The 26,008-nt window shown below is 71.4% G+C and carries 23 protein-coding genes; 13 read left to right on the top strand and 10 right to left on the bottom strand.

What is annotated here, in order from left to right; all coding sequences use genetic code 11:
* Positions 1 to 113: 113 nt before the first annotated feature.
* Together ACIQMU_RS11630 and ACIQMU_RS11625 are read right to left on the bottom strand one after the other, a co-directional pair.
* On the bottom strand, positions 114 to 1,610 hold the full coding sequence (locus ACIQMU_RS11630; protein WP_352239662.1) for an ArsA-related P-loop ATPase: 1,497 nt from the start codon (positions 1,608 to 1,610) through the stop codon (positions 114 to 116).
* Entirely contained in the window at positions 1,607 to 2,581 is a 975-nt protein-coding gene (locus ACIQMU_RS11625; protein ID WP_352239661.1) for an ArsA-related P-loop ATPase, read from the bottom strand. The genes ACIQMU_RS11630 and ACIQMU_RS11625 overlap by 4 nt, the downstream gene beginning before the upstream one ends.
* A 72-nt stretch (positions 2,582 to 2,653) precedes the next feature.
* Here ACIQMU_RS11625 and ACIQMU_RS11620 point away from each other — a divergent pair, with 72 nt between their 5' ends.
* The 4 genes from ACIQMU_RS11620 (at position 2,654) to ACIQMU_RS11605 (ending at position 5,269) form a co-directional block, all read left to right on the top strand.
* The gene (locus ACIQMU_RS11620) at positions 2,654 to 2,812 is read left to right on the top strand and encodes a DUF4177 domain-containing protein (RefSeq protein WP_003967454.1); all 159 of its coding nucleotides are present in this window, start codon (positions 2,654 to 2,656) and stop codon (positions 2,810 to 2,812) included.
* Positions 2,812 to 3,282, top strand: coding sequence for a RidA family protein (locus tag ACIQMU_RS11615; RefSeq protein ID WP_356726429.1), 471 nt, complete (start codon positions 2,812 to 2,814; stop codon positions 3,280 to 3,282). The genes ACIQMU_RS11620 and ACIQMU_RS11615 overlap by 1 nt, the downstream gene beginning before the upstream one ends.
* A 212-nt stretch (positions 3,283 to 3,494) precedes the next feature.
* Positions 3,495 to 4,436: an NUDIX hydrolase gene (locus ACIQMU_RS11610; protein ID WP_352239658.1), complete on the top strand. Its 942-nt coding sequence runs from the start codon at positions 3,495 to 3,497 to the stop codon at positions 4,434 to 4,436.
* Positions 4,433 to 5,269, top strand: coding sequence for an MBL fold metallo-hydrolase (locus ACIQMU_RS11605; RefSeq protein ID WP_352239657.1), 837 nt, complete (start codon positions 4,433 to 4,435; stop codon positions 5,267 to 5,269). The genes ACIQMU_RS11610 and ACIQMU_RS11605 overlap by 4 nt, the downstream gene beginning before the upstream one ends.
* 197 nt (positions 5,270 to 5,466) lie before the next feature.
* Here ACIQMU_RS11605 and ACIQMU_RS11600 read toward each other — a convergent pair whose 3' ends face one another.
* Positions 5,467 to 6,141 carry a Crp/Fnr family transcriptional regulator gene (locus tag ACIQMU_RS11600; protein WP_018958851.1) on the bottom strand — a complete coding sequence of 225 codons (675 nt, stop codon included), beginning with the start codon at positions 6,139 to 6,141 and terminating at the stop codon, positions 5,467 to 5,469.
* A 370-nt stretch (positions 6,142 to 6,511) separates the two neighbouring features.
* Between ACIQMU_RS11600 and nth the strand changes: the two genes are divergently transcribed.
* From nth to ACIQMU_RS11585, 3 genes are all read left to right on the top strand, one after another.
* A complete protein-coding gene (nth, locus tag ACIQMU_RS11595; protein ID WP_402688741.1) occupies positions 6,512 to 7,447 on the top strand; it encodes an endonuclease III in 936 nt (311 codons plus the stop codon).
* A gap of 262 nt (positions 7,448 to 7,709) precedes the next feature.
* Positions 7,710 to 8,570 (top strand): NUDIX hydrolase, encoded by an 861-nt coding sequence (locus tag ACIQMU_RS11590; protein ID WP_402688740.1) that lies wholly within the window; start codon positions 7,710 to 7,712, stop codon positions 8,568 to 8,570.
* A 91-nt stretch (positions 8,571 to 8,661) separates the two neighbouring features.
* Positions 8,662 to 9,867 carry a MarP family serine protease gene (locus tag ACIQMU_RS11585; protein WP_352239653.1) on the top strand — a complete coding sequence of 402 codons (1,206 nt, stop codon included), beginning with the start codon at positions 8,662 to 8,664 and terminating at the stop codon, positions 9,865 to 9,867.
* 45 nt (positions 9,868 to 9,912) lie between these two features.
* Here the strand turns inward: ACIQMU_RS11585 and ACIQMU_RS11580 are convergent, their stop codons facing one another.
* The 5 genes from ACIQMU_RS11580 to acs all read right to left on the bottom strand — a co-directional run bounded on the left by ACIQMU_RS11580 (position 9,913) and on the right by acs (position 15,490).
* A complete protein-coding gene (locus ACIQMU_RS11580; protein WP_352239652.1) occupies positions 9,913 to 10,116 on the bottom strand; it encodes a hypothetical protein in 204 nt (67 codons plus the stop codon).
* Positions 10,117 to 10,231: 115 nt separating this feature from the next.
* Positions 10,232 to 11,281, bottom strand: a complete 1,050-nt coding sequence (locus ACIQMU_RS11575; protein WP_352239651.1) for an alpha/beta hydrolase — start codon at positions 11,279 to 11,281, stop codon at positions 10,232 to 10,234.
* Entirely contained in the window at positions 11,278 to 11,808 is a 531-nt protein-coding gene (locus ACIQMU_RS11570; RefSeq protein WP_352239650.1) for a phage holin family protein, read from the bottom strand. The genes ACIQMU_RS11575 and ACIQMU_RS11570 overlap by 4 nt, the downstream gene beginning before the upstream one ends.
* Positions 11,809 to 11,848: 40 nt before the next feature.
* Positions 11,849 to 13,261: a Na+/H+ antiporter NhaA gene (gene nhaA / locus ACIQMU_RS11565; RefSeq protein WP_352239649.1), complete on the bottom strand. Its 1,413-nt coding sequence runs from the start codon at positions 13,259 to 13,261 to the stop codon at positions 11,849 to 11,851.
* Positions 13,262 to 13,492: 231 nt separating this feature from the next.
* The gene (gene acs, locus ACIQMU_RS11560) at positions 13,493 to 15,490 is read right to left on the bottom strand and encodes an acetate--CoA ligase (protein ID WP_352239648.1); all 1,998 of its coding nucleotides are present in this window, start codon (positions 15,488 to 15,490) and stop codon (positions 13,493 to 13,495) included.
* A 954-nt stretch (positions 15,491 to 16,444) separates the two neighbouring features.
* Here acs and ACIQMU_RS11555 point away from each other — a divergent pair.
* A complete protein-coding gene (locus ACIQMU_RS11555) occupies positions 16,445 to 17,944 on the top strand; it encodes a hypothetical protein (protein WP_352239647.1) in 1,500 nt (499 codons plus the stop codon).
* A 304-nt stretch (positions 17,945 to 18,248) separates the two neighbouring features.
* Here the strand turns inward: ACIQMU_RS11555 and ACIQMU_RS11550 are convergent, their stop codons facing one another.
* Entirely contained in the window at positions 18,249 to 19,244 is a 996-nt protein-coding gene (locus ACIQMU_RS11550; protein ID WP_352239646.1) for an ATP-binding protein, read from the bottom strand.
* A 102-nt stretch (positions 19,245 to 19,346) separates the two neighbouring features.
* On the opposite strand from ACIQMU_RS11550, the gene ACIQMU_RS11545 reads away from it, so the two are divergent.
* Positions 19,347 to 20,171, top strand: coding sequence for an oxidoreductase (locus ACIQMU_RS11545; protein WP_352239645.1), 825 nt, complete (start codon positions 19,347 to 19,349; stop codon positions 20,169 to 20,171).
* 437 nt (positions 20,172 to 20,608) lie between these two features.
* Here the strand turns inward: ACIQMU_RS11545 and ACIQMU_RS11540 are convergent, their stop codons facing one another.
* Entirely contained in the window at positions 20,609 to 21,454 is an 846-nt protein-coding gene (locus ACIQMU_RS11540; RefSeq protein ID WP_352239644.1) for an HAD-IB family hydrolase, read from the bottom strand.
* 499 nt (positions 21,455 to 21,953) lie between these two features.
* Between ACIQMU_RS11540 and ssd the strand changes: the two genes are divergently transcribed.
* Genes ssd through ACIQMU_RS11520 form a run of 4 tightly spaced genes read left to right on the top strand, consistent with a single transcriptional unit; the run spans position 21,954 to position 25,970 of the window.
* Complete coding sequence (ssd, locus tag ACIQMU_RS11535; protein ID WP_352239643.1) at positions 21,954 to 23,087, top strand: septum site-determining protein Ssd; 1,134 nt, start codon at positions 21,954 to 21,956, stop codon at positions 23,085 to 23,087.
* Entirely contained in the window at positions 23,084 to 24,232 is a 1,149-nt protein-coding gene (locus ACIQMU_RS11530) for a TadA family conjugal transfer-associated ATPase (protein WP_352239642.1), read from the top strand. The genes ssd and ACIQMU_RS11530 overlap by 4 nt, the downstream gene beginning before the upstream one ends.
* On the top strand, positions 24,229 to 25,131 hold the full coding sequence (locus ACIQMU_RS11525; protein ID WP_402688739.1) for a type II secretion system F family protein: 903 nt from the start codon (positions 24,229 to 24,231) through the stop codon (positions 25,129 to 25,131). Before ACIQMU_RS11530 ends, ACIQMU_RS11525 begins: the two co-directional genes overlap by 4 nt.
* A complete protein-coding gene (locus tag ACIQMU_RS11520) occupies positions 25,128 to 25,970 on the top strand; it encodes a type II secretion system F family protein (RefSeq protein ID WP_402688738.1) in 843 nt (280 codons plus the stop codon). Before ACIQMU_RS11525 ends, ACIQMU_RS11520 begins: the two co-directional genes overlap by 4 nt.
* The last annotated feature ends 38 nt before the right edge of the window (positions 25,971 to 26,008 follow it).

The raw sequence follows: 26,008 nt of genomic DNA, 5'->3' as shown, positions 1-26,008 counted from the left end.
CGGGTGCCACAGAGGCAGGGCCAGGGTCCTGTCGCACGGTCAGGGACGGCAGTCACCCCCCACGCCCGCCCGGCCCGCCGCTCCGGAAGGCGTCCGTACCGCGCCGGAGGGCGCTACACCGCTCCGGCGGCAGCCGGGGCGCCACCGTCCGCAAGGCGCTCGCCGATGGCGCGGAGGCCGTTCAGGTCGTGCACGTCGCCGGGCAGTGCCGCCACGGCCGTCACCGGCACCTCGGGGTGCAGCGCGGTGAAGCGGTCGCGGGTGCGGTGCTCGCGGGCGACGACCTGCATGCGCTCGGCGTGCAGACGCAGCAGGCCGGCTGTCAGTTCTTCGACGCCGATGATGCCGATGTCCCCGTCGAGCTCCTCGGCGCTCGCACCGGCCGAGCCGGTCGCATCGGCGGTACGGGACGTCCCGGCAGGGCTCGTCGCCTCGGCGGGGGCGGTCCGGGGCGTCGTGGTGTTCTCGCGGGTCGGCTCGTTCTCGGTCGGGTCCTGGTGCTCGGCTGCGGGCTCGGGGCCGGACGCCTGCCCGGCCTCGGGGGAGAGGGGCGGCTCGGTCGTTCCGGAAGCGGTGACCTCGGGTTCGGGGGCTTCCCGGTCACCAAGGCCAGCTTTCCCGGCCGCCTGATCCACAATGCGGGCGTCATCAAGATTTTCCGCGGCGGTCAGAGCCTGCTCGGCGGAGAGCCGCGAAGCCTCGCTGTCATGCACCCGGTTGAGGACCAGACCGGCCAGCGGCATCTTCTCGGCGGCCAGCCGCTCCACGAAGTAGGCGGCTTCCCGCAGCGCGTCCCGCTCCGGCGTCGCCACCACGAGAAAGGCCGTGCCGGGAGCCTGGAGCAGCTTGTACGTGGCGTCCGCGCGGCTGCGGAAGCCGCCGAACATGGTGTCCATCGCGGCGACGAACGTCTGGACGTCCCGCAGGAACTGCCCTCCGAGCAGCTTGCCCAGCGTTCCGCTCATCATCGACATACCGACATTGAGGAACTTCATCCCGGCCCGGCCGCCCACCTTCGCGGGCGCCATCAGCAGCCGGATGAACTTCCCGTCCAGGAAGGACCCGAGCCGCTTCGGCGCGTCCAGGAAGTCCAGCGCGGAACGCGAGGGAGGGGTGTCGACGATGATCAGGTCCCAGGCGTCGCGCGCCCGCAGCTGCCCGAGCTTCTCCATCGCCATGTACTCCTGCGTACCGGCGAACCCGGCCGACAGGGACTGGTAGAAGGGGTTCTCCAGGATCGCCCGGGCCCGTTCGGCGTCCGCGTGCGCCTCGACGGTCTCGTCGAAGGTCCGCTTCATGTCCAGCATCATGGCGTGCAGTTCGCCCTCGCCGCCGATGCCGGCGACCCGCCGGGGCACGTTGTCCAGCCGGTCGATGCCCATGGACTGGGCGAGCCGGCGGGCCGGGTCGATGGTGAGGACGACGACCTTGCGGCCGCGCTCGGCGGCCCGTACGCCGAGAGCGGCGGCGGTCGTCGTCTTGCCGACACCGCCGGAACCGCAGCACACGATGATCCGGATGCCCGGGTCGTCCAGCAGCGCGTCCGTGTCCAGCCCCGCCCCGGCCGCCCCCGCCTCGCCCGCGTCCGTACCGGCTGTGTCCGCCGTCATGCGTCCCCCTCTTCGCCCGCGCCCTGCTTGCGGAGCTCCGTGGCCAGGTCGTGCAGCGCGGCGAGGTCCACCCCGTCGCCGATCAACGGCAGCTCCGCCGTCGGCAGGCCGAGGCCGGCCAGCACCGCGCGCTGCTCCCGCTCCAGGCCGACCCGCTCGGCGTGCTGGGCCGCCTGCTCGACCAGGGGACGTACGAGGGCGGCGGAACCGGTCACCCCGGCCCGGGTCAGCGTCTTGGCGATCTCCTTGCGGCGGCCGCCCGCGGCGGTGCGCAGGGCGTCCTCGTCCAGCAGGTGCGGGCGGACCATGTTCACGAAGACGCGGCCCACGGGCAGTTCGGCGGCGCGCAGTTCGGCGATGCCGTCCGCGGTCTCCTGGACCGGCATCTCCTCCAGGAGGGTCACCAGGTGCACCGCGGTCTGCGGGGACTTCAGGACCCGCATCACGGCCTGGGCCTGGTTGTGTATGGGGCCGATCCGGGCCAGCCCGGCGACCTCGTCGTTGACGTTGAGGAAGCGGGTGATCCGGCCGGTCGGCGGGGCGTCCATGATCACGTGGTCGTAGACGAACCGGCCCTGCTTGTCCTTGCGGCGTACGGCTTCGCACGCCTTGCCGGTCAGCAGGACGTCCCGGACGCCGGGCGCGATCGTGGTGGCGAAGTCGATCGCGCCGAGCTTCTTCAGGGCCCGGCCGGCGCTGCCGAGCTTGTAGAACATCTGGAGGTAGTCGAGGAGGGCGCGTTCGGCGTCGATCGCCAGCGCGTACACCTCGCCGCCGCCCGGCGCGACGGCGATCTTGCGCTCCTCGTAGGGAAGCGCGTCGGAACCGAAGAGCTGGGCGATGCCCTGCCTGCCCTCGACCTCGACGAGGAGGGTGCGCCCGCCCTCGGCCGCGAGGGCGAGCGCGAGGGCGGCGGCGACCGTGGTCTTACCGGTACCGCCCTTGCCGCTGACGACCTGGAACCTGCTCACGTATTCGAGCCTAACCAGTCCGGCCCCGGCCTACGCACGGGACCGTGGGTGCCAGGCGTTACAGTCGGGCCCATGACCAAGTGGGAATACGCGACCGTGCCCCTTCTCGTGCACGCGACCAAGCAGATTCTGGACACCTGGGGCGAGGACGGCTGGGAGCTGGTCCAGGTCGTTCCCGGCCCGAACAACCCCGAGCAGCTCGTGGCCTACCTGAAGCGGGAGAAGGCGTAGTGGCGGGCGCCGTAGAGGCGCGGCTCGCCGAGCTCGGTCTGACCCTGCCCGCCGTCGTGCCGCCGCTGGCCTCGTACCAGCCGGCCGTGCGGTCCGGAGTGTACGTGTACACCTCGGGGCAGCTGCCGATGGTGGACGGCAAGCTCGCCGTCACCGGCAAGGTCGGCGCCGAGGTCACGCCGGACGAGGCCAAGGAGCTCGCGAAGACCTGCGCGCTCAACGCGCTGGCCGCCGTGAAGTCGGTCGCCGGCGACCTGGACCGGATCAAGGGCGTCGTGAAGGTCGTGGGCTTCGTCGCCTCGGCCACCGACTTCACCGGACAGCCCGCCGTGATCAACGGTGCCAGCGAGCTGCTGGGCGCGGTCCTCGGCGACAAGGGCGTGCACGCGCGCAGCGCCGTGGGCGTCGCCGTGCTGCCCCTGGACGCCCCGGTCGAGGTAGAGGTCCAGGTGGAGCTCGCCGACGCCTGAGGCCCCCTTTCGCGTTCCTCCTCGCGATCCCGCCCGGTCCGCCGACCGGGCGGGATCGCGAGCGTCCGGCCCGGTGGGGTGCGCACACCGGGGAACGCCGTGCGTGCCAGGGACGCGCACGGCGGCCCGGATCGCCCGCGTGCGGGCGGACCGCGGACCGCGATGCTCAGGGACCTCTCGAACATCGGGGCGGTTCCGGATAGCCTCCGGCCATGTCCCAAGGTCAGTGGTACCCCCCGGAATGGCCCGACCGGATCCGGGCCCTCGCCGCCGGTGAGCTGACAGCCGTGCCGCCCAGGCGCGCCGCCACCGTGATGCTGCTCCGTGACCCGGGCGGGGCCGGGGCGAGCCGGCCGGAGGCCGGCGGGCTCGACGGGAACGACCGGACGCGTGGTTCCGGCCCCCTCGTGCACATGCTTCGCCGCCGGACGTCGATGGCCTTCGCCGGAGGCGCGTACGCCTATCCGGGTGGCGGAGTCGATCCGCGCGACGACGACCGGCTGATCGGGTGGGCCGGGCCCCCCTTGGAGCACTGGGCCGCCCGGCTCGGCGTGGCGACGGTCACCGAGGCGCAGGCCATCGTCTGCGCGGCGGTGCGCGAGACGTTCGAGGAGGCGGGCGTCCTCCTCGCCGGGCCGGCCGCCGGGACCGTGGTCGGCGACACGACCGGTCAGGACTGGGAGGCCGACCGTGAGGCGCTGGTCGCCCGGGACCTGTCCTTCGCGGAGTTCCTGGACCGGCGCGGGCTGGTGCTGCGCTCGGACCTGCTGGCCGCCTGGGCGCGCTGGATCACCCCGGAATTCGAAGCGCGCCGGTACGACACCTGGTTCTTCGTCGCCGCGCTCCCCGAGGGGCAGCGCACCCGGGACGTCTCGACCGAGGCCGACCGTACGGTGTGGATCGCCCCCGCCGAGGCGGCCCGCCGCTACGACCGGGGCGAGCTGCTGATGATGCCGCCCACCGTGACCACGCTGCGGGCCCTCGCGCCGCACAGGACGGCCGCGGAGGCGCTTGAGGCGGCCGACGGGCAGGACATGGCCCCGGTGCTCGCGCAGGCCCGCCTGGAGGGTGGAGAGCTGGTGCTGAGCTGGCCGGGGCACGACGAGTTCACCAAGCACGTGCCCGTGGCGGGCCCGGGAGGCGGGGGAGCGTGAGCGACGCAGCCGCCCTGCCCGGACAGCCGCGCGGAACCGTGGCCTCCGGCCCCGCGACCGCCCGCACGGTCAACGTCCTCGCGCCCAACCCGTCCGCGATGACGCTCGACGGGACGAACACCTGGATCGTGGCCGAGCCCGACTCCGACCTGGCCGTCGTCATCGACCCCGGGCCGCTCGACGAGGTGCACCTGCGGGCCGTGACCGAGGCGGTGGAGCGGTCCGGGCGGCGCGTGGGCCTCACGCTGCTCACCCACGGGCACCCCGACCACGCGGAGGGCGCGGGCAGGTTCGCGGAACTGACGGGGACGAAGGTACGGGCCCTGGACCCGGCGCTGCGGCTGGGCGACGAGGGCCTGGCGGCGGGCGACGTGATCACCACCGGCGGGCTCGAACTGCGGGTCGTGCCGACGCCGGGGCACACCGCGGACTCGCTCTCGTTCCACCTGCCCGCCGACCGGGCGGTGCTGACGGGCGACACGATCCTCGGCCGCGGTACGACGATGGTCGCGCATCCGGACGGGCGGCTCGGCGACTACCTGGACTCGCTCAGGCGGCTGCGGTCGCTCACGGTCGACGACGGCGTCCACACCGTGCTGCCGGGCCACGGCCCGGTGCTGGAGGACGCGCCCGGAGCGGTGGAGTTCTACCTGGCCCACCGCGCGCACCGGCTCGCCCAGGTGGAGACGGCGGTGGAGGCGGGGCACCGTACGCCGTCGGAGGTGGTGGCGAAGGTGTACGCCGACGTGGACCGCTCCCTGTGGCCGGCCGCCGAGCTGTCGGTGCGGGCGCAGCTGGAGTATCTGACCGAGCACGGGCTGATCCAGGGGTGAGCCACGGCTGATCCACGGCTGATCCCGAGCGTGCCGTGTATCCGTACGCGGCGGAGGGCCGGCCGATTCCGTACGCGGGAGGATGGGCGGGCCGGTTCCGTACGCGGCGGAGGGCCCGCGCCGGCGGGCGTCCTGGGACGTGCTCCGGCCGGCGGGCCCTCGGCGCCGGTCACATCGGCCGCGTACGGGGGCGCGGGTCAGCGCGAACGCTTCGCCAGCCGCTCCACGTCCAGCAGGATGACCGCACGGGCCTCCAGGCGCAGCCAGCCGCGGCCCGCGAAGTCCGCGAGCGCCTTGTTGACCGTCTCGCGGGAGGCGCCGACCAGCTGGGCCAGCTCCTCCTGCGTGAGGTCGTGCACCACGTGGATGCCTTCCTCGGACTGGACGCCGAAGCGGCGCGACAGGTCCAGGAGGGCGCGGGCGACGCGCCCCGGCACGTCGGAGAAGACCAGGTCGGACATCTGGTCGTTGGTCTTGCGCAGCCGTCGGGCGACCGCCCGCAGCAGGGCGGTGGCCACCTCGGGCCGGACGTTCAGCCAGGGCTGGAGGTCGCCGTGGCCGAGCCCGAGGAGCTTGACCTCGGTCAGCGCGGAGGCGGTCGCCGTACGCGGGCCCGGGTCGAAGAGCGACAGCTCCCCGATCAGCTCGCCGGGGCCGAGCACGGCCAGCATGTTCTCGCGCCCGTCGGGCGAGGTGCGGTGGAGCTTCACCTTGCCTTCGGTGACCACGTACAGGCGGTCACCCTGGTCGCCCTCATGGAACAGCGCGTCTCCGCGCGCGAGGGTCACCTCACTCATCGAGGCGCGGAGCTCCGCGGCCTGCTCGTCATCGAGCGCCGCGAAAAGCGGGGCGCGCCGCAGAACGTCGTCCACGAGTTCTCTCCTTGTCGGCCTGTTCAGGGAACCGTGGTCCCCATCATGCCGGACGGTAAAACAGTGCGATCAATCACAAACCAGTTTGACGCACGGCCGTGCCGGACCCTACGGCAGGGGGCCGATCGGGCGTGGATACGCCGTGACGGCGGTGGTTGTCGGTGCCTGGCTCTAGGCTGGCCGGGTGTCCAGAACGCCGGGGAGAGCGCAGGCCAAGGGGGCTGACGGGGTGCGGAAGGACGGCGATTCCGCTGTGGGCGAACAGCCCGGGCCGCGCCCGAAGAATGCCGCGAATGGCTCCCCGGGAGAGGCGCACGGCTCGCCCGGAGAGCCGGGGAAGCCGCTCCGGAAGTCGGCCAGGAGGTCCGCAGTGCCATCGTCAACGCCCGGCAACACCGGCGAGTCCGGCGAGTCCGGCAACACCGACAAAACCGGCAAGTCCGCCAGTGCGGCCAAGGCGCGCAAGGCGGCCACGACCACGGGAGCCGCGGCGCGGACGGCCGCCGCGGCCAAGGCGGCCGGGGCGCGCAAGGCGCCCAAGGCGGAGTCGCATCTCGCGATGGTCCGCCGGGCGCGCCGGATCAACCGCGAGCTCGCGGAGATCTATCCGTACGCCCATCCCGAACTGGACTTCCGCAATCCGTTCGAGCTCCTCGTCGCCACGGTCCTCTCCGCCCAGACCACCGACCTGAGGGTCAACCAGACCACCCCCGCGCTCTTCGCCGCCTACCCCACGCCCGAGGACATGGCGGCGGCCGTGCCGGAGGAGATGGAGGAGATCATCCGGCCGACCGGGTTCTTCCGGGCGAAGACCAAGTCGCTGCTCGGTCTCTCGGCCGCCCTCCGGGACGAGTTCGGCGGCGAGGTGCCGGGACGCCTCGAAGACCTCGTCAAGCTGCCCGGCGTCGGCCGCAAGACCGCCAACGTCGTTCTGGGCAACGCCTACGGCGTCCCGGGCATCACGGTCGACACGCACTTCGGACGTCTGGTGAGGCGCTGGAAGTGGACGGACGAGGAGGATCCGGTGAAGGTCGAAGCGGTCGTCGCGGGGATCTTCCCGAAGAGCGAGTGGACGATGCTCTCGCACCGTGTCGTGTTCCACGGCCGCCGGATCTGCCACGCCCGCAAGCCCGCCTGCGGAGCCTGCCCCATCGCTCCGCTCTGCCCCTCGTACGGAGAGGGCGAGACCGACCCGGAGAAGGCCAGGAAGCTCCTGAAGTACGAGATGGGCGGCTATCCGGGCCAACGGCTCTCTCCGCCCGCCGACTACCCGGGCAAGCCCGCGCCCGCGCTGGGGAACAGGTGAGGGCGGCGGCTCCGCACGCGGTGCCGGGCGGTGCGGTGCCGGGCGGTACGGCACCGGAGGGCATGGCGCTGGACGGCACGGCACTGGGCGGCACGGCACTGGGCGGCACGGCACTGGGCGGCACGGCGCCCCTTCGCCTTCCTCCCGCACTTCATCCCCTTCGGCACAACCCTCCGGGACACCTCTCCGGTTCACCCCTCAGGACAGAACGGCTCGGAACGAAATGGCCGACGACAGGCGTTGTGACATGACGGGGGTGCCAATGACGCACGCGCACACACAGGGCACGACGCACGTCCGGAACGATCCGGCCGGGGAGCAGAGGCCGAAGCAGGGGCCGGGGCGGGAGCAGGGGCCGACGAGCCGCGGCGGGCCGGAGCAGCCCGGCGGGCCGGGGCAGTCCGGTGGGCCGGACCAGTTCCGCGGGCCGGAGCAGGGAGGCCGAGGCCGTGAGCAGCCCGTCCTCGTCACCACGGAGGGCCTGCCCGCGTGGCTCGACCCCGTCGCCCGCGCCGCGCGCGGACTCCGGCCGCAGCAGCTCAGCCGCTTCCTGCCGCCCGAGAGCGGGGCGGGCCGGCAGTCCGCCGTCCTGGTCCTGTTCGGCGAGGGCGCACGCGGGCCCGAACTGCTGCTCATGGAGCGCTCGGGGACCCTGCGCTCCCATGCCGGGCAGCCGTCCTTCCCCGGTGGCGCCCTGGATCCCGAGGACGGCGACCAGGCCACCACCGGGCCTCTGCGGGCGGCGCTGCGCGAGGCCGAGGAGGAGACCGGGCTCGACCCCCGGGGCGTCCAGGTCTTCGGCGTGCTGCCCCGGCTGTACATCCCGGTCAGCAGCTTCATCGTGACGCCCGTGCTCGGCTGGTGGCGCGCGCCCAGCCCGGTCGGAGTGGTCGATCCGGCCGAGACGGCCCGGGTCTTCACGGTCCCCGTGGCGGATCTCACGGACCCCGCCAACCGGGCCACGGCCGTCCACCCGAGCGGGCACAGCGGCCCGGCGTTTCTGGTCGAATCCGCCCTGGTGTGGGGCTTCACGGCCGGAGTGATCGACCGGATTGTGCACTACGCGGGCTGGGAACGCCCTTGGGACAGGGCCAGACAGGTGCCGCTCGACTGGCGCGCATGACACGCTGGCTGTCCTGCTGCGCTGTTCCGGGGCCGGCCCGGACCCCGTCACCACCGACGGGCCAGGTGACGAAACTGCGAGGCTATAGACGGTGAACGTGCTGGACATCCTGCTGCTGCTCGCCGCCGTGTGGTTCGCGGTCATCGGCTATCGCCAGGGTTTCGTCGTCGGCATCCTCTCGGTGATCGGCTTCCTCGGCGGCGGCCTCGTCGCCGTCTACCTGCTGCCCGTCGTCTGGGGCCGGGTGACCGAGGACGCCGAGGTCTCCACCGCGGTCGCCATCGGCGGAATCGTCATCGTGATCGTCTGCGCCTCGGTCGGCCAGGCGTTCACCACTCACCTGGGGAACAAACTCCGCCGCTACATCACGTGGTCGCCCGCGCGCGCCCTGGACGCCACCGGCGGCGCCCTGGTCAATGTGGTGGCCATGCTGCTGGTGGCCTGGATGATCGGCCTGCTGCTGGCGGGCACCTCCCTGCCGACCCTCGGCAAGGAGGTCCGCAGCTCCTCGGTGCTGCTCGGGGTCGACCGGGTGATGCCCCAGCAGGCGCCCAACTGGTTCCAGGACTTCTCCTCCGTCATCGCGCAGAACGGCTTTCCCCAGGTCTTCAGCCCGTTCACCGACGAACCGATCACCGAGGTCAAGGCCCCGGACCCGGCCCTCGTGGGCAGCCCGGTCGCCGCCCGCGCCAAGAAGTCGATCGTCAAGGTCGTGGGAACGGCGCCCAGCTGCGGCAAGGTTCTCGAAGGGACCGGCTTCGTCTTCTCCGAGCGCCGGGTGATGACCAACGCCCACGTGGTGGGCGGCGTGGAGGAGCCCACCGTCCAGATCGGCGGCGAAGGCCGGCTGTACGACGCGACGGTCGTCCTCTACGACTGGGAGCGCGACATCGCGGTCCTGGACGTCCCCGGTCTGCGGGCCAAGCCGCTGCGGTTCGCCGACCCGGACGACGACGCGAAGACCGGCGACAGCGCGATCGTCGCGGGCTTCCCCGAGAACGGCGCGTACGACGTGCGCTCGGCCCGCGTCCGCGGCCGCATCGACGCCGACGGCCCGGACATCTACCACCGGGGCAAGGTGGCCCGCGATGTGTACTCCCTCTACGCGACGGTGCGGCAGGGCAACTCGGGCGGCCCGCTGCTCACTCCGGACGGAGAGGTGTACGGCGTGGTGTTCGCCAAGTCGCGTGACGACCTGGACACCGGCTACGCGCTGACGGCCGACGAGATCCGCGAGGACATCGAGCTCGGCCGCGCGGCCGAGCAGCAGGTCGACAGCCAGGGCTGCGCCCTCTAGGGCGTCTCCGGCCGCGCCCCGTACGTCAGCGGGGCCCGGGAACGGTCAGTTACGGGGGTGGCGGAGCCGGGCCGAGACCCAGCGGGCCCGGCGGCGGAGGATGCGCGGAATCCCGAGCCGGGAACGGTGAAGCTCATGCACATCGTGCACCCGGCCCCGGGGGCCGCCCCCCTCATGAGTGCTCACACCGGCTGACGCGGTGGAGCGGCGGTTGCGTGCTTCGTCAGTGAAGTCGTGCGTCCAGCCCATACCCCGACGTCTGCCCGTGACCCAAGGTCGGTAATCGTGCGCGAGTCAGCCAATTGGCTTATGCGGCAGGCAATTGGCGGTCCGTCGGACGCGTGTGCCCACGCCGGGCGGGCGGCTACCGGTCGGGCTCGGGGTCCTTGAGCCAGTTGATGAGTTCGGTGGAGAAGCCGATCGGGTCCTCCTCGTGCGGGAAGTGCCCGACACCGTCGAAAAGTCGCCACCGGTAGGGCGCCTCGACGTACTGGCCGGACCCGGCCGAACTGCGGGTGCGGACCGCCGGATCGAGCGAGCCGTGCAGGTGCAGCGTGGGCACCCGGACGGGACGCTTCATCCGCCGGTTGAACTGGATTCCGTCCGGACGCGCCATCGACCGGACCATCCAGCGGTACGGCTCGATCGAGCAGTGGGCGGTGGAGGGGATGCTCATGGCCCGGCGGTAGACGTCCAGCGTCTCCTCGTCGGGGAAGTCCGGAGTACGGGGGCCTGCCCAGTCCTGGATGAGGCCCCCCACCAGAGCGGCGTCGTCCGCCAGGAGCCGGCGTTCCGGCAGCCAGGGGCGCTGGAAGCCCCACACGTACGAACCGGCCCGTGACTGGGCGAAGTCGGACAGCATGGAGGAGCGCCAGCGGCGCGGATGCGGCATGGAGGAGACGGCCAGCCGGCGGACCAGCTTGGGCCGCATCACGGCGGCCGTCCAGGCGAGGTAGCCGCCGAGGTCGTGACCGACCAGCGCCGCGTCCGGCTCGCCGAGGGAGCGGATCACTCCGGTGACGTCGAGGGCCAGGTTGGCGGGGTCGTAACCGCGCGGTGTGCGGTCGCTGCCGCCCACCCCGCGCAGGTCCATCGCGACCGCCCGGAAGCCCGCGTCGGCGAGCGCGGTCAGCTGGTGACGCCAGGTCCACCAGAACTGCGGGAAGCCGTGCAGCAGGAGCACCAGTGGCCCCTCGCCCGCCTCCGCGATGTGGAACCGCGCCCCGTTGGCCGCCACGTCGCGGTGGGTCCAGGGGCCGTCGAGCCGCACCGGCCCCCCGGCGGCCGTCCGGCCGTCGGAGCTCCTGGCCGGACGGGTGGGGCGAGCCGGGGGGGCCGGGGCGGCCGGGAACGCGGAACCCTCCGGGTCCACCGGACCCGTCGGGCCGAACGCGCTGGAATCGGGATCCGTCATGTGGACGAGCGTGCCACAGCGGTGGCCTCGTCCTTGCCGGAGCCACTCCCGAGCCCCTTCTTCGCCAGCGTGCTGCCGGAGCGGTCGATGATCGCGTCGGCAGCGACGGACGCGCGCGGGTGCGGCTTGGCCTTCTGCAGGACGGCGGCGGTCTGCTTGGCGGAGGCGATGGACTTCTCCGGCGGCTTGATCTTCTTGAGCTTCCGGGCGCCCAGGAACGCCAGCAGCCCGCCCAGCACGATGAACGCCACGCCCACGATCAGGAACGACCAGGCGAGCCCGAGGCCCAGGTTGTGGATCCCGTACGCGGCGGCGAAGCTCAGCACCGGGATCGAGAAGAGCGCCAGCACGCCCGCGATGACGAACGCCAGGCTGCCGATCGCCCCACGCCTGACGTCCTGCCGCACCTCCGCCTTGGCCAGGGCGATCTCGTCGTGCACCAGCGCGGACATCTCCGCCGTCGCCGAGGCGACCAGCTGCCCGATGCTGCGGTCCGCACTGCCCGCGTAGTTGCCGGGGTCGCTCATCCCTGACTCCCTCTCCGTCTTCGACACATCCGATGTCAGATCATGCCGGACTGTTCGGCTTGTTGCGCGCCGCCACCGCCCGGTCCTCGGCGAGACGGCGGTGTTCGGCCGCCTTGCGCTCCAGGATGGCGGCCATCCGCAGGTGGTACTCCGGATCATCCTGCTCGTAGATGTCGGGTACCCCGGATTCGTCCTCGTCTCGCTCCTCCGCCTCGTACAGCTCCTTGTACCTGCGTACCCGAAGCTTGAGCAGTACGCAGGCGAGCAGGGCCGCCATCAGCGAACCGATGAGTACGGCGGCCTTGATCTCGTTGATCATCTCCGGGTCGCCCTCGAAGGCGAGCTCGCCGATGAGCAGGGAGACGGTGAACCCGATTCCGGCGAGTGAGGCGAGCGCCAGGACATCGGCCCAGGCCAGGTCCTTGTTCAGCTCCGCCTTGGTGAAGCGGGCGGCCAGATAGGTGCCGCCGAAGATGCCGACGGTCTTGCCGACGACGAGACCGAGGACGACGCCGAGCGTTTCGGGGCGGGTGAAGACGCCGGCCAGCGCCTCGCCGTTCAGCGCGACCCCGGCGGAGAACAGGGCGAACAGCGGGACGGCGATCCCGGCCGACAGCGGGCGGACCAGGTGCTCGATGTGCTCGCCGGGCGAGTGCTTCTCGCCCTCGCGGCGGCTGCAGCGCAGCATCAGGCCCATCGCGACACCGGCGATGGTGGCGTGGATGCCGCTGTTGTACATCAGGCCCCAGATGACCAGGGCGAGCGGGACGTAGACGTACCAGCCCCGGACGTCGAAGCGGAGGAGGAGGTAGAAGACGGCCAGGCCGAGGACGGCCCCGCCGAGCGCCATGAAGTTCAGGTCCGAGGTGAAGAACACCGCGATGATCAGAATCGCGAAGAGGTCGTCGACCACGGCCAGAGTGAGCAGGAAGGCGCGCAGTGCGGACGGCAGCGAGGTGCCGATCACCGCGAGGACGGCGAGGGCGAAGGCGATGTCCGTGGCGGTCGGGACCGCCCAGCCGTTCGTCGAGCCGCCACCGACGACCACGGTGAGGAAGTAGACGAGGGCGGGCACCGCCATGCCGCACAGGGCCGCCACGACCGGGAGGGCCGCGGCCTTCGGATCGCGGAGTTCTCCCGCCACCAGCTCGCGCTTGAGTTCGACGCCGGCGACGAAGAAGAAGACCGCGAGCAGCCCGTCCGCCGCCCAGTGCGCGACGGAGAGGTCCAGGCCGATGGCGTCTATGCCGAAGTGGAACTTGCTGACCGTTTCGTACGAGCCGCCGAAGGCGTTGGCCCAGACGAGTGCGGCGACCGCCGCGGCCAGCAGAAGCACCCCGCCGACCGTCTCGGTGCGGAGCGCCTCCGCGACGTAGTTCCGCTCGCTGAGGGAGAGCCGGCCGAGCAGCGAGCGCGGGGGCGGTGTGGGAGTGGGCGGGTTGGGCGGTGCCACGGGAGGGACCTCCAGGTCGGGACGGCATGTGGGCATGGCTGATCGATGTGCCGACCAGACTTCCCGGCGCCCCTGTGGAGATGTTCTCTGGAGTTGTGGGTGAGGGGCCCACTCTACCGGGGGCACGAAGAGGGGGATCTTAATAGGTGATCTTCACACTAAATGCCCGATGGGCACCCGGCGCGTTGCCGGATGCCCATCGGAGCCGTACAGCTGTGCCGGTCTGCCGTGTCAGTCCTCGGAGGACGAGGCCGGCAGCTGGGTGGTGATCAGGTCCATCACCGAGGAGTCGGTCAGCGTCGTGACGTCTCCCAGCTCGCGGTTCTCGGCGACGTCACGGAGCAGGCGGCGCATGATCTTGCCGGAACGGGTCTTCGGCAGTTCGGCGACCGGCAGCACCCGCTTGGGCTTCGCGATCGGGCCGAGCGTCGCCCCGACGTGGTTGCGCAGCTCCGCGACCAGCTCGTCGGAGGTGGTGGCCGTGCCGCGCAGGATCACGAACGCCACGATGGCCTGGCCGGTCGTCTCGTCCGCGGCCCCGACCACGGCGGCTTCGGCGACCGACGGGTGGGAGACGAGGGCCGACTCAACCTCGGTGGTCGAGATGTTGTGGCCCGACACGAGCATGACGTCGTCGACCCGGCCGAGCAGCCAGATGTCGCCGTCCTCGTCCTTCTTCGCACCGTCGCCCGCGAAGTACTTGCCCTCGAAACGCGACCAGTAGGTGTCGATGAACCGCTGGTCGTCGCCCCAGATGGTGCGGAGCATGGAGGGCCACGGCTCGGTGAGGACGAGGTAGCCGCCCCCGCCGTCCGGCACCTCGTTCGCCTCGTCGTCCACGACGGTGGCGGCGATGCCCGGCAGCGCGCGCTGGGCGCTTCCCGGCTTCGTCTCCGTCACGCCGGGCAGCGGCGAGACCATCATCGCGCCGGTCTCGGTCTGCCACCAGGTGTCCACGATGGGGCACGTGTCGGCGCCGATGTTCTTCCGGTACCACATCCACGCCTCGGGGTTGATCGGCTCACCGACCGAACCGAGGACGCGCAGCGAGGACAGGTCGAACTTCGCGGGGATGTCGTCGCCCCACTTCATGAACGTGCGGATCGCCGTCGGCGCCGTGTAGAGGATCGTGACGCCGTACTTCTGCACGATCTCCCAGAAGCGGCCCTGGTGCGGGGTGTCGGGCGTGCCCTCGTACATGACCTGCGTCGCACCGTTGGCCAGCGGCCCGTAGACGATGTACGAGTGCCCGGTCACCCAGCCGATGTCGGCGGTGCACCAGTAGACGTCGGACTCCGGCTTGAGGTCGAAGACCGCGCTGTGGGTGTACGACGTCTGCGTGAGATAGCCGCCGGAGGTGTGCAGGATGCCCTTCGGCTTCCCGGTGGTGCCCGAGGTGTAGAGGATGAAGAGCGGCTGCTCCGCCTCGAAAGCCTCGGGGGTGTGCTCGGCGGACTGCCGGGCCGTGATCTCGTGCCACCAGACGTCGCGGCCCTCGGTCCACGCCGTGTCCTGGCCGGTACGGCGGACGACGAGGACGTGCTCGACACTCTCGAAGCGGGAGACGGCGTCGTCGACGGCGGGCTTGAGCGCGGACGGCTTGCCGCGGCGGTAGCCCCCGTCGGCCGTGATGACGACCTTGGCGTCCGCGTCCTTGATGCGGGCGGCGATGGCGTCGGCCGAGAAGCCGCCGAAGACCACGGAGTGCGCGGCGCCGATGCGGGCGCAGGCCAGCATCGCGATGGCGGCCTCGGGAATCATCGGCAGGTAGACGGCGACCCGGTCGCCCTTGCCGACGCCCAGCTCGGTCAGCGCGTTGGCGGCCCGGGAGACCTCGTCCTTCAGCTCCGCGTAGGTGATGGCGCGGCTGTCGCCCGGCTCGCCCTCGAAGTGGATGGCGACCCGGTCGCCGTTGCCCGCCTCGACGTGGCGGTCCACGCAGTTGTACGCGACGTTCAGCTTGCCGTCCGCGAACCACTTCGCGAAGGGCGGGTTGCTCCAGTCGAGGGTCTCGGTCGGTTCGGTGGCCCACGTCAGGCGGCGGGCCTGCTCGGCCCAGAAGCCCAGCCGGTCCGCCTCGGCCTGCTCGTACGCCTCTGCGGTGACGTTGGCGTTGGCGGCCAGCTCGGCAGGCGGAGCGAACTTCCGCTCTTCCCGAAGCAGGTTGGCCAGGCTCTCGTTGCTCACGACTTCTCCCAGTCCCAGGGTGTCCGTTGTGTCCCGGGGCATAGCTCATCAGGCGCGGGGCCAGGTGACAAGGGCCTGCCGGGAATTGGTTTAGACCTGTGTCTTCGTGTATGGAGCCATGATCCCGTCCCGTGGCCGAGGGCTGCCGCAGGACGCGTGGCACGCGGCGGTTTTGTCCCCCGCGCGGTGCGCCGCCGCGGTGGGGACGGAGTCACCCGATTGCACGGGCCCGGGGCTCGTCCGGTTCAAGGTCCTGCAACCGGGGCCGGGGGGAGGCGTGGGGGCAGGGTCCTGGGGGAGGCGCGGGGGTCGACGGGGAGACCGAGGGGGAGCGGGGGCCTGGGGGAAGCGTGCGGGCCGAGGGGGAGCCGGGGGCCTGGGGGAAGCGCGCGGGCCGAGGGGGAGCCGCTGGGTCCGGGCGAAGGCGCTGGGCCCGGGTCCAGAGGGTTGGGCCCGTCGGGGGCTGGGTTCGCATGCCGCGTTGAGCCTCTGAGGTCCTGGTTCCGGGGTCAGGTCCTGGGGGACGCGGGGAGGCGCGCCGCGTTGAGGTGCTGGGCTGAGGAGCTGGCTTACGTGTTGGTTCAGGCGCTGGTTCAGGTGCTGCGAGGATGCCGGCCGAGCCGCGCGGTTGGGTGGACGGGGCGGCCCTGGGGCGAGTGACCCTGGAGTGAGGGTGGCCGGTGTCGGAGTGAGGGGGCGGGGCGAGCTGGGGCCAGGGAGGCCGGGGTGCACTGAGGTGACGGCGGCCGACCCGGGGCCGAGTCCGGAAGGCGCTGGGGCGAGGGTGGTGGGCGGCCACTGGGTTGGGGTCGTCGGTCGCCCTCGGCGGAGGGCGGTCGGACGGCTCCAAGCGTTTGGTCTAGTCAGCAACTCTTATAAGTGAACAATCAGCTTTTCATTCGGTATGTCGCTCTCTCCGCGCAGGGCCGCGTGCGAATTTGGCCGCGCCGTGTCGGCATTTCAACGCAAATAACCTGCAAGGAAGAGGGTGGGCGGATGATGGCCGCCACGAAGAGGATCGCCTTGGGCGTTGTGACCACGGCCTTGGTCGCCGTTCTCGCAGGCTGTTCGGGAGCCGGGCCCGGAGCCGGGGGGTCCGCGTCCGAAGGCGGGGGAGCCGATGCGGAGGAGGGCGCCCACGGGGCCAAGGAGAACCCCCCGGAGGCCGCCCCGAAGAACGTGGTCAAGCTCATCGGGGACGGATCCACCGCCTTCACCGGGGCCCAGCCGAAGATGCCGGCCGTCGAACGCCTGGCGCCCGGCGAGAAGCCTCCCCAGTTCGTGGTGTTCTCCTGGGACGGCGCCGGAGAGGACAGTCAGAAGCTCTTCTCGCACTTCCGCGGCGTGGCCAAGAAGTACAACGCCAACATGACGTACTTCCTGAGTGGCGTGTACCTGCTGCCGGAAGAGAAGAAGAACCTCTACGACCCGCCCCAGCACACGGCGGGCCGGTCCGACATCGGCTTCAACGACACCGAGGGCATCCGCGACACCCTCGCCGAGCTGCGTGCCGCCTGGCAGGAAGGCAACGAGATCGGCACCCACTTCAACGGCCACTTCTGCGGCAAGGACGGTGGTGTCGGAACCTGGTCCGTCGAGGAGTGGAAGAGCGAGATCAGCCAGGCGAAAGCTTTCGTCAAGGGCTGGAAGACCAACGCTCCGGAGCTGAAGGGCGAGCCACCGCTCCCCTTCGATTACGACAAGGAACTGGTCGGCGCCCGTACCCCGTGCCTCGAAGGCCAGAAGAACATGGTCGCCGCCGCCCGGACCATGGGCTTCCGTTACGACTCCAGCGGCGTCGGCAACCAGGTGTGGCCGCAGAAGAAGGGCGGGGTCTGGGACATTCCGCTCCAGCTCGTTCCGATGCCCGGCCGCGCCTTCGAGACCCTCTCGATGGACTACAACTTCATGGTCAACCAGTCCGGCACGGCCACCCAGGGAGACCCCTCCCAGCACGAGTTCTGGGGCAACCAGATGCGGGACGGGCTCCTTCAGGCATTCGACCGCTCGTACAACGGCAACCGGGCCCCCTTGATCATCGGCAACCACTTCGAGTCCTGGAACGGCGGCACGTACATGCGGGCCATCGAGGAGACCATCGCGAAGGTGTGCACCCAGGAGAGTGTGCGCTGCGTGTCCTTCCGGCAGCTCGTGGACTGGCTCGACGCACAGGACCCGAAGACGCTGGCCAAGCTCACCAAGCTTGGCGTCGGCGAGGCGCCCAAGGCGGGCTGGTCCTCCTTCCTCGGCGCCCGGTCGGCTGCCGCCCCGCCTGCGGACAAGGGCACGGAGAAGCCTTCGGGCAAGGAGGCCGGCAAGGCACCCGAGAAGGACGATGGCAAGGCCCGGGAACAGGGCCCGGATGCCGCCCACGGCCAGGCCCATGATGAGGCCCATGACCTGGTCTCGGCCCCGGACGAGGCCCTCGGCCAGACCTCGGGCCGAGCCCCGCACCAGAGGGATGCGGGGTCGGCCCCCGCAGGAGCGACTGGCTGAAACACCGACGTGCCCACGGTCGGCCGCCAACACCAGCGCGCCCACGGTCGGCCGCCAACACCAGCGCGCCCACGGTCGGCCGCCAACACCAGCGTGGCCACGGTCGGTCGTCAACACTGACGCGGCTACGGTCGGCCGTGACGCCGACTGGACCCGCCGTAGCGTGCGTCGGTCACCCCCCCGGTGGCCGACACACGTGGGGACGGAGGGGGGCGCGGTGAACACCGGTCGGTGAACGTGGTGCGGTGAACGCCGGGCCGGACGCGGCGACCCGGTGCGGTGTACGCGGGCCTCGCCCGAGGTGTCAGGCAGGTGCGGTCACGCCCGCTTCGGCGCGCCGTTCGTCGAGCACGAAGGCGGGGTCGACCTGGGCGGCCAGGTCGGCACCGGTCTTCTCGTTGCCCCAGCTCTCGGCATTCTTCAGGTGGAAGTGCACCATCTGGCGTGTGTAGCGCTCCCAGTCGCGCAGCCCGTAGGAGTCCTCGGCCGCGTCCTGCAGGGACTGCAGGGCCATCCGGTTGTCGGCCTCCAGCAGCTCGAACCTGGACGGCCTGCCCTTCTCCATCGACCGTACCCAGTCGGAGTGGCCGACCCCGACCAGCAGGTCGTCGCCGACTTCCGCACGCAGAAACTCCAGGTCGTCCGGGCCCTGCACCTTGTTGCCGACGACCTTCAGGGCGATACCGAAGTCGCGCGCGTACTCCTTGTACTGGCGGTAGACCGACACTCCCTTGCGGGTCGGCTCCGCGACCAGGAACGTCATGTCGAACCGCGTGAACATCCCTGAGGCGAACGAGTCCGAGCCCGCTGTCATGTCGACCACGACGTACTCGTCGGGGCCGTCGACCAGGTGGTTGAGGCACAGTTCCACGGCCCCGACCTTGGAGTGGTAGCAGGCCACTCCCAGGTCGGACTCCGTGAAGGGGCCCGTGGCCATCAGCTGGACGGTCCCGTCGTCGAGGCGCACGGTGCGCGCGCAGGCGGCGAAGATCGGGTTGTCCTCGCGGACCCGCAGCAGCCGGGAGCCCTCGCCGGGCGGAGTCGTCTTGATCATCGTCTCGGCGGAAGCGATACGGGGGTTGGTGCCCCGCAGATAGTCCTTGATGAGGGGGAGGTGCGCGCCCATCGCGGGCAGCGCTGCGGCCTCCGCCTCGTCGAGGCCCAGAGCGGCCCCCAGGTGCTGGTTGATATCGGCGTCCACGGCGATGACGTGGGCTTCGTTGGCTGCGAGGTGGCGGATGAAGAGCGAGGACAGCGTGGTCTTTCCGCTGCCGCCCTTCCCGACGAAAGCGATCTTCATGTTCACCTAGGGTAGCGGTTCCATTGCGATGTGTTGTCGTCGTTCGTGAAGAACGCCACTTGGGGGTGGTCCGGGAGCGGTGGGCGCGTAGCCTCGCTACTTATGAGTACGACAGCCTCAGACCCGCTTGCCGCGCTCGGCTCTCTGCCCGGCGTGTCCGATGCCGTGGACTCCGTGCGCAAGGCCGTGGACCGGGTTTACGGTCATCGCGTCATGCGGCGCCGCAGTAATGAGGTCACGGCCGAAGCCGCCCTGCGCGGCTCCCGCGGCTCGGCCGCGCTGGCCGGCGCCGACTGGAACCTCGAAGAGGTGCGTCGGCGAACCGACTTCAGTGGCGAGGATGACGCGCGTGTGGTCGGTGCCGCGCTGCGGCTCACCGCAGAGGCGGGGCAACTCCTCTCCATCTGGCGGCAGTCGCCGCTGCGGGTGCTGGCTCGGTTGCACTTGGTGGCAGCCGGCGGGGCGGCCCCCGACGACGCGGTGGGGCGTCCTCGACTGGCGGGTGAATCCGTCGACGAGCCGTTGATCGAAGCGTCGCTTCCCGGGGCCGATGAGGTGGCGGGACGGCTCGAAGGGCTTTCCCGGTTGGTCATTGCGGGAGGTGGCGCCCCCGCCCTGGTCACGGCTGCTGTGGTTCATGGTGAATTGCTGGCGCTGCGCCCGTTCGGCTCGTACAACGGTCTGGTGGCCCGGACCGCGGAGCGCATCGTGCTGATCGGCAGCGGACTGGATCCGAAGTCGATCTGTCCGGCGGAGGTGGGGCACGCGGAGCAGGGCCAGGCGGCCTATGTCGCGGCGTTCGAGGGTTACACGGCCGGCACTCCGGAGGGCATGGCTGCGTGGATCACCCACTGCGGGCGCTCGATCGAGCTGGGTGTACGCGAGTCGACCGCTGTGTGCGAGGCGCTTCAGCGCGGCGCGGCCTGAGGGCCCGAGGTGGCGGGCGGCGGATCAGGAGACTCTCGGGTCGGCTGATCGGCCGGAGGGCCCCCGCCCGGGCAAGGGGTGCGGCGGTACCGAACTGCGGTACCGCCGCTGGCACGTCCGCCGAGTTACCAAGCGTCCTCGTGGTTTGCCCATCAGGTCGGGTACTTTGCCCGTCACCTGGTGCGGCTGGCCCGTAATCGACGGGTCGACGTCGCGTGGGTGCCCGGCTTTCGTGTTCGGTCCGTGGGGCCGTTCTGCGTTACGGGTCATCCTCCCGGATGTCCTTGGTCTCGCGGGCCGTGAATCCTTTGTACTCCAGGTTCGGGAGAACGGAAACCCCTGGGCTCCCTTCTTTACTTTTTGGTTCAAACAGTGGCGAATCGGGCGAGGGTTGTTCCTGCGGGCGCGTCACCGAGATGGTCACGTGTCACTCCATTTCACCGTGGTTGGGTGGCGGCGGCGACACGTCGACGACTGGCGTACCAGACCAGTCCTGCGGTGACGGCTGCCGCGCCGACCGCTGCCGCCGCTACGAGCGCGGGGCGGGGTGGCATCGAGAAGGCGGGCAGGCGCTGCTTGAGCCGGACCGGGCGATTGAAGACGAGAATCGGCCACTCGCGAAGGGTCGCTTCGCGGCGCAGCGCGCGGTCGGGGTTGACCGCGTGCGGGTGGCCGACCGACTCCAGCATCGGCACATCGGTAGCCGAATCGCTGTAGGCGTAGCAGCGCGAAAGGTCGTACCCCTCCGAGACCGCGAGCGCCCTCACGGCCTCGGCCTTGGTCGGTCCGTACGCGTAGTACTCGACCTCGCCCGTGAAGCAGCCGTCGTCGCCGACGACCATGCGCGTGGCGACGACGCGGTCGGCGCCGAGCAGTTCGCCGATGGGTTCTACGACCTCGGCACCCGAGGTCGAAACGATGACTACGTCCCGTCCCGCCGTGTGGTGTTCCTCGATGAGAGTGGCGGCCTCGTCGTAGATGATCGGGTCGATCAGGTCGTGCAGGGTCTCGGCGACGATTTCCTTGACCTGCTGGACGTTCCACCCCTTGCAGAGGGCGGAGAGGTATTCACGCATCCGCTCCATCTGGTCGTGATCGGCGCCCCCGGCGAGGAACACGAACTGTGCGTACGCGGTGCGCAGTACGGCACGGCGGTTGATCAGTCCGCCTTGGTAGAAGGACTTGCTGAAGGTCAGCGTCGAAGACTTCGCAATGACCGTCTTGTCCAGGTCAAAGAAGGCTGCTGTGCGCGGCGAGAAGCAGTTTTCCACAACGCTGAGCATAGGCCCCGCCATTCGGCGTAAACCCCGGCGCGTGGGTTTGCCTGAGAAGGCCGTCGGGTACACCATGGAAGTCACGGATCGTTCGCGACCGTGCTAACCCGGTCCGACTCCTCCCCCCCCCGAGTCGGCCGTGGAGACGACCCCCGCTCTCCCCCCCGGCGGGGGTCGTCGCATGTCCGGACGCGTTTTGAGGGTGGGAATCACCTGTGCCTCCCATCTGGCCGCCAGGGGCCGGATTGTGCGAGCCGGGCATCATGCGACTCGTCTCATCACAGTGTGTAGCCATGAGGCTGCACTGCGGAAGTCGCTGGTTCGGGTTACGAAGTTATTCACAACCTCGAGGTTGTCCACAGTTCTTCACCAAGATCCACATGTTTTTCCGTCCTGCTGCACGTTGATTCCACCGCGAAGTACGTGGGTGGAGGAATCGCGCATCTCGGAAACTCTCCGAGAACGCCGCGAACCGCACTGAAGTGGCAGTGAGAAGGGGGCGGAGATCGTGGCTGGATCCGCAGGAGAAGGGCCGGCGGTCGCCGAGGGGCAGCGCGTAGGCCCACTGATCGTGACGGAGGACGTGGAGCTGCTTGACGACCTGCTGCGGCTGTGCGCGGCCGCGGGAGCCGAGCCGGAGGTTCACCACGGGCCGCCCGGACGTCGCGGCGGCTGGGAGCGGGCTCCGATGGTGCTGGTGGGAGATGACGCCGCCGCGCGGTGTCGGGGCGCCGGCCGCAGGAAGGGCGTGATGCTCGTCGGCCGGGACCAGGACGACCCGAACGTGTGGCGTAGGGCGGTGGAGATCGGGGCCGAATATGTGCTGCGACTGCCCGATTCCGAGGGCTGGCTCGTCGATCAGATCGCCAACGCCGCCGAAGGGGTGGGTCGGCCCGCACTCACCGTGGGCGTGATGGGCGGCAGGGGCGGCTCCGGCGCATCGACGCTGGCCTGCGCTCTAGCCGTGAGTGCGGCGAGGGCCGGTCGGCGGACGATGCTGATCGACGGCGATCCTTTGGGCGGAGGGATCGACGTCCTGCTCGGTGGTGAGCGGGCCGAAGGCATGCGGTGGCCGGATTTCGCGCAGTCGAAGGGGCGTCTCGGCGGTGGAGCCCTTGAGGACTCGCTGCCCGCACTCCACGGGTTGCGGGTGCTGAGCTGGGGTCGCGACCACGAGGTGGTGATCCCGCCGCAGGCGATGCGGGCGGTGCTGGCCGCCGCGCGCCGACTCGGCGGGGTGGTGGTCGTGGACCTCCCACGCCGGGTCGACGAGGGAGTCGCGGAAGCCCTGGCCCAACTCGATCTCGGCCTGCTCGTGGTTCCGGGCGAACTGCGCGCGGTCGCGGCGGCCAAACGCGTCGCGTCCACGGTCGGAATGGTGCTGGACGACCTTCGCGTAGTGCCCCGGGCCCCGTATGCGTCGGGGCTGGACGGGCGATGGGTCGCCGGAGCCGTCGGACTGCCGCTCCTCGGGGAACTGCCCTGGGAAGCAGGTCTTCTGGCCTCCCAGGACGACGGGACCCCGCCCGGCGGCACCGCCAGGAGCCCGCTGGCGCGCTTCTGTTCGGCCTTCTGGGAGCAGGCGATGGCGGTCGGCGACGCGAGTTCTGTGACCGGCCCACCCGAGGGAGGGACGGTATGACGGACGACATGCTCGACGCCGTACGTCAGCGGCTGGCGCGCAGCGGTGCCGCTCCCACCCCGGCCGGAGTGGCCGCCGCGCTACGGGCTCAGGGGCGGCTGCTGGGAGATGCCGAGGTGCTCGGGGCCGCGGAGGAGCTGCGCGGCGAACTCGTCGGCACAGGGGTGCTGGAGCCGTTGCTCGTGGACCCGGAGGTGACCGACGTGCTGGTGTCCGCGCCGGACCGGGTATGGGTGGACCGGGGCGGCGGGCTGCAGCTGACGGGGGTCACTTTCCCGGACCCGGCGGCGGTCCGGAGGCTGGCCCAGCGTCTCGCCGCGGTGGCCGGAAGAAGGCTGGACGACGCACGGCCATGGGTAGACGCACGCCTGCCCGATGGAACACGGATGCACGCTGTGCTGCCCCCGGTATCCATGGGCTCGACCTGTCTCTCCCTGCGTGTGGTGCGGCCGAGGGCCTTCTCGCTCATGGAGCTGGTGGCCGCGGGCACGGTGCCGCCGGGCGGCGACCGGATCCTGCGAGCCCTCGTGGAAGCACGGATCTCCTACGTGATCAGCGGGGGCACCGGGGCGGGCAAGACGACGCTCCTCTCCAGCCTGCTGGGCGCAGTCGGCGTGAACGAGCGGATCGTGCTCGCCGAGGACTCCGCCGAACTGCGGCCGGACCATCCGCATGTGGTCCGCCTGGAGTCCCGCCCGGCCAATCAGGAGGGCGCGGGCCGGGTGACGTTGAGAGACCTGGTGCGGCAGGCGCTGCGCATGCGGCCCGACCGGCTGGTGGTCGGAGAGGTGCGGGGCGCCGAGGTCACCGAACTGCTGGCCGCTCTGAACACCGGGCACGAAGGAGGGTGCGGCACCGTCCACGCGAACGCGGCCGAGCATGTTCCCGCCCGGCTGGAGGCGCTGGGCACCGCGGCCGGTCTTGACCGGGTAGCCCTGCACAGCCAGCTGGCGGCCGCGCTCTCGGTGATCGTACATCTCGTGCGGGACCGCACGGGGCAGCGGCGGGTCGCCGAGGTGCACGTGCTTGAGCGGGACGCGGCAGGTCTGGTCCTCACGGTTCCGGCCCTGAGCTGGGGCGTCGGTGGATTCGTTCCGGAGCGGGGATGGGAACGGCTGCGCTCGCTGATCGGAGGGGCGCTGTGACGGGGGGAACGCCGGCGTACGCGGCCCATGCGGTGGCCCTCTGCGTGGGCTCGGCGGTGTGGCTCGCGATGCGGGAACCGGGAGCGCGCCGGGCGCGGGTGCTGTTCGTGGGCTCGCTTCCCCAGCCGCGTCGGGCGTGGCCCCGGGTGGCCCGGGCACGGGAGCGCGTGACCGAAACGGCCCGGGAGCGGCGGGAATGGTGGTGTGTTCCCGCCGGGTTGCTGCTGGCGGTGCTGGGGGGTTCCGTGCTGCCGCTGCTCGCGGCGGCTGTGGCGGTTCCCTCGATACGCCGGTGGCTGCGGAGACGGGCCGGAGCGCGGGACGCGGAGAAGGCCACGATCGCGGTGGCGGCGTTGTGCGGCGCCGTGGTCGGGGAGTTGCGGGCCGGCCGCGAGCCCGGGCAGGCGTTGTTGGTCGCTTTGCGCGCGGACCTGGCGGGGGACGCGTCTTCGACGGCGGCCGGCGGCCTGCTGGGGGAGGCGGAGTCCGCGGTGCTGGCGGCGGCGCGGTTCGGCGGCGATGTTCCGGCTGCTCTGCGGCAGGCGGCCGAGGGGCCGGGGCTGGGAGGTCTGGCGGGGATGGCCGCCTGCTGGCGAGTGGCCGTGGACGGCGGAGCCGGGTTGGCGGCCGGGCTGGAGCGCTTGGAGGCCGCCCTGCGGGAGGACCGGCGCAGGCGGGAGGAGTTGCGCGCCCAACTGGCGGGAGCGTGGTCGACCGTCGTGGTGCTGGCGTTGCTTCCGGTCGCGGGTCTGGGGCTGGGGGCGGCACTCGGGGCCGATCCTTTGCGCGTACTGCTGCACACTCCGGGCGGTCTGGCCTGTCTGGCGCTGGGCGTGGCCCTGGAGGCGTCGGGACTGTTCTGGGCGTGCCGGATCATGCGCCGAGGTGAGGCGGCGTGAAGGCGATGGGCGGAGAAGTTCTCCACAGCCTGGGGATGTTGTTCGCGGGGGCTGGCGTGGCGGTGCAGCTGGCAGCCGTGACTGCCGACGGGTATCGGAAGCGAGCGGTTCGCGGTCGGGTCGCGGTGTTGTCGGGCACGACCTCGAGGGCACGTCCCGGCAGGTGGAGCCGGAGGGCCGCGCTGTCCCGGTCGAGCGATGGTTCGGGTCTCTTCGAGGCCGCTCGACGGTGGGCGGCTCCGGCCGGGGCGTGGCTGACCGGCTGGATTCTGGTCGGCGGGGTGATGGGCTGCGTCGTCGGTTCGGCTGCGGCGTACGGGGCGTGGCGGTGGCAGCGAACCCGGCCCCGGCGTTGTTCCGGGGGTTCCCATCCGGAGCGGGCTGCGATCGCCGGGCAGCTTCCCCTGGCCGCGGATCTACTGGCGGCTTGTATCGCGGTCGGGGCAGGCCCTCGGGAGGCAGCCCAAGAGGTGGGCGAATCCATCGGCGGCCCGGTCGGTGATCGGCTCGCGCGAACTGCGGCCGAGATCCGTCTCGGTGGTGAACCGGCCGAGGCGTGGGGAAGGTTCGGGGAGATACCGGGCGCCGGCCCGCTGGCCCGGTGCCTGCACCGGGCGGGCTCGACGGGGGCACCGGCCGCGGAGCCGGTCGCCAGGCTGGCCGAGTCGATGCGCGCCGACAGAGCCAGAGCGGCGGTGGCACGGGCACAGCGGGCCGGAGTGCTGATCACCGCACCGGTCGGCCTCTGCTTCCTCCCCGCCTTCCTGGCGGTCGGCGTGGCCCCGGTGATCATTGGCTTGGCCGGCGAGCTGCTGGCGACCGGCCGTCCAGGCCGCTGAAGGCTACGCGGACCGGCCGGACGCCGGTTCGCAGCGCA

This window comes from Streptomyces sp. NPDC091649 (assembly GCF_044756785.1).
Classification (GTDB): domain Bacteria; phylum Actinomycetota; class Actinomycetes; order Streptomycetales; family Streptomycetaceae; genus Streptomyces.
This window is presented reverse-complemented; position numbering and strand designations above follow the sequence as displayed.

Excerpts from the sequence above, each read along its gene's own strand:
- ACIQMU_RS11630 (WP_352239662.1), bottom strand. The coding sequence starts at position 1,610 with ATGACGGCGGACACAGCCGGTACGGACGCGGGCGAGGCGGGGGCGGCC.
- ACIQMU_RS11620 (WP_003967454.1), top strand. The coding sequence starts at position 2,654 with ATGACCAAGTGGGAATACGCGACCGTGCCCCTTCTCGTGCACGCGACC.
- ACIQMU_RS11610 (WP_352239658.1), top strand. The coding sequence starts at position 3,495 with ATGTCCCAAGGTCAGTGGTACCCCCCGGAATGGCCCGACCGGATCCGG.
- ACIQMU_RS11590 (WP_402688740.1), top strand. The coding sequence starts at position 7,710 with ATGACGCACGCGCACACACAGGGCACGACGCACGTCCGGAACGATCCG.
- ACIQMU_RS11580 (WP_352239652.1), bottom strand. The coding sequence starts at position 10,116 with ATGGGCTGGACGCACGACTTCACTGACGAAGCACGCAACCGCCGCTCC.
- ACIQMU_RS11575 (WP_352239651.1), bottom strand. The coding sequence starts at position 11,281 with ATGACGGATCCCGATTCCAGCGCGTTCGGCCCGACGGGTCCGGTGGAC.
- ACIQMU_RS11570 (WP_352239650.1), bottom strand. The coding sequence starts at position 11,808 with ATGAGCGACCCCGGCAACTACGCGGGCAGTGCGGACCGCAGCATCGGG.
- acs (WP_352239648.1), bottom strand. The coding sequence starts at position 15,490 with ATGCCCCGGGACACAACGGACACCCTGGGACTGGGAGAAGTCGTGAGC.
- ACIQMU_RS11555 (WP_352239647.1), top strand. The coding sequence starts at position 16,445 with ATGATGGCCGCCACGAAGAGGATCGCCTTGGGCGTTGTGACCACGGCC.
- ACIQMU_RS11550 (WP_352239646.1), bottom strand. The coding sequence starts at position 19,244 with ATGAAGATCGCTTTCGTCGGGAAGGGCGGCAGCGGAAAGACCACGCTG.
- ACIQMU_RS11545 (WP_352239645.1), top strand. The coding sequence starts at position 19,347 with ATGAGTACGACAGCCTCAGACCCGCTTGCCGCGCTCGGCTCTCTGCCC.
- ACIQMU_RS11540 (WP_352239644.1), bottom strand. The coding sequence starts at position 21,454 with ATGCTCAGCGTTGTGGAAAACTGCTTCTCGCCGCGCACAGCAGCCTTC.
- ACIQMU_RS11530 (WP_352239642.1), top strand. The coding sequence starts at position 23,084 with ATGACGGACGACATGCTCGACGCCGTACGTCAGCGGCTGGCGCGCAGC.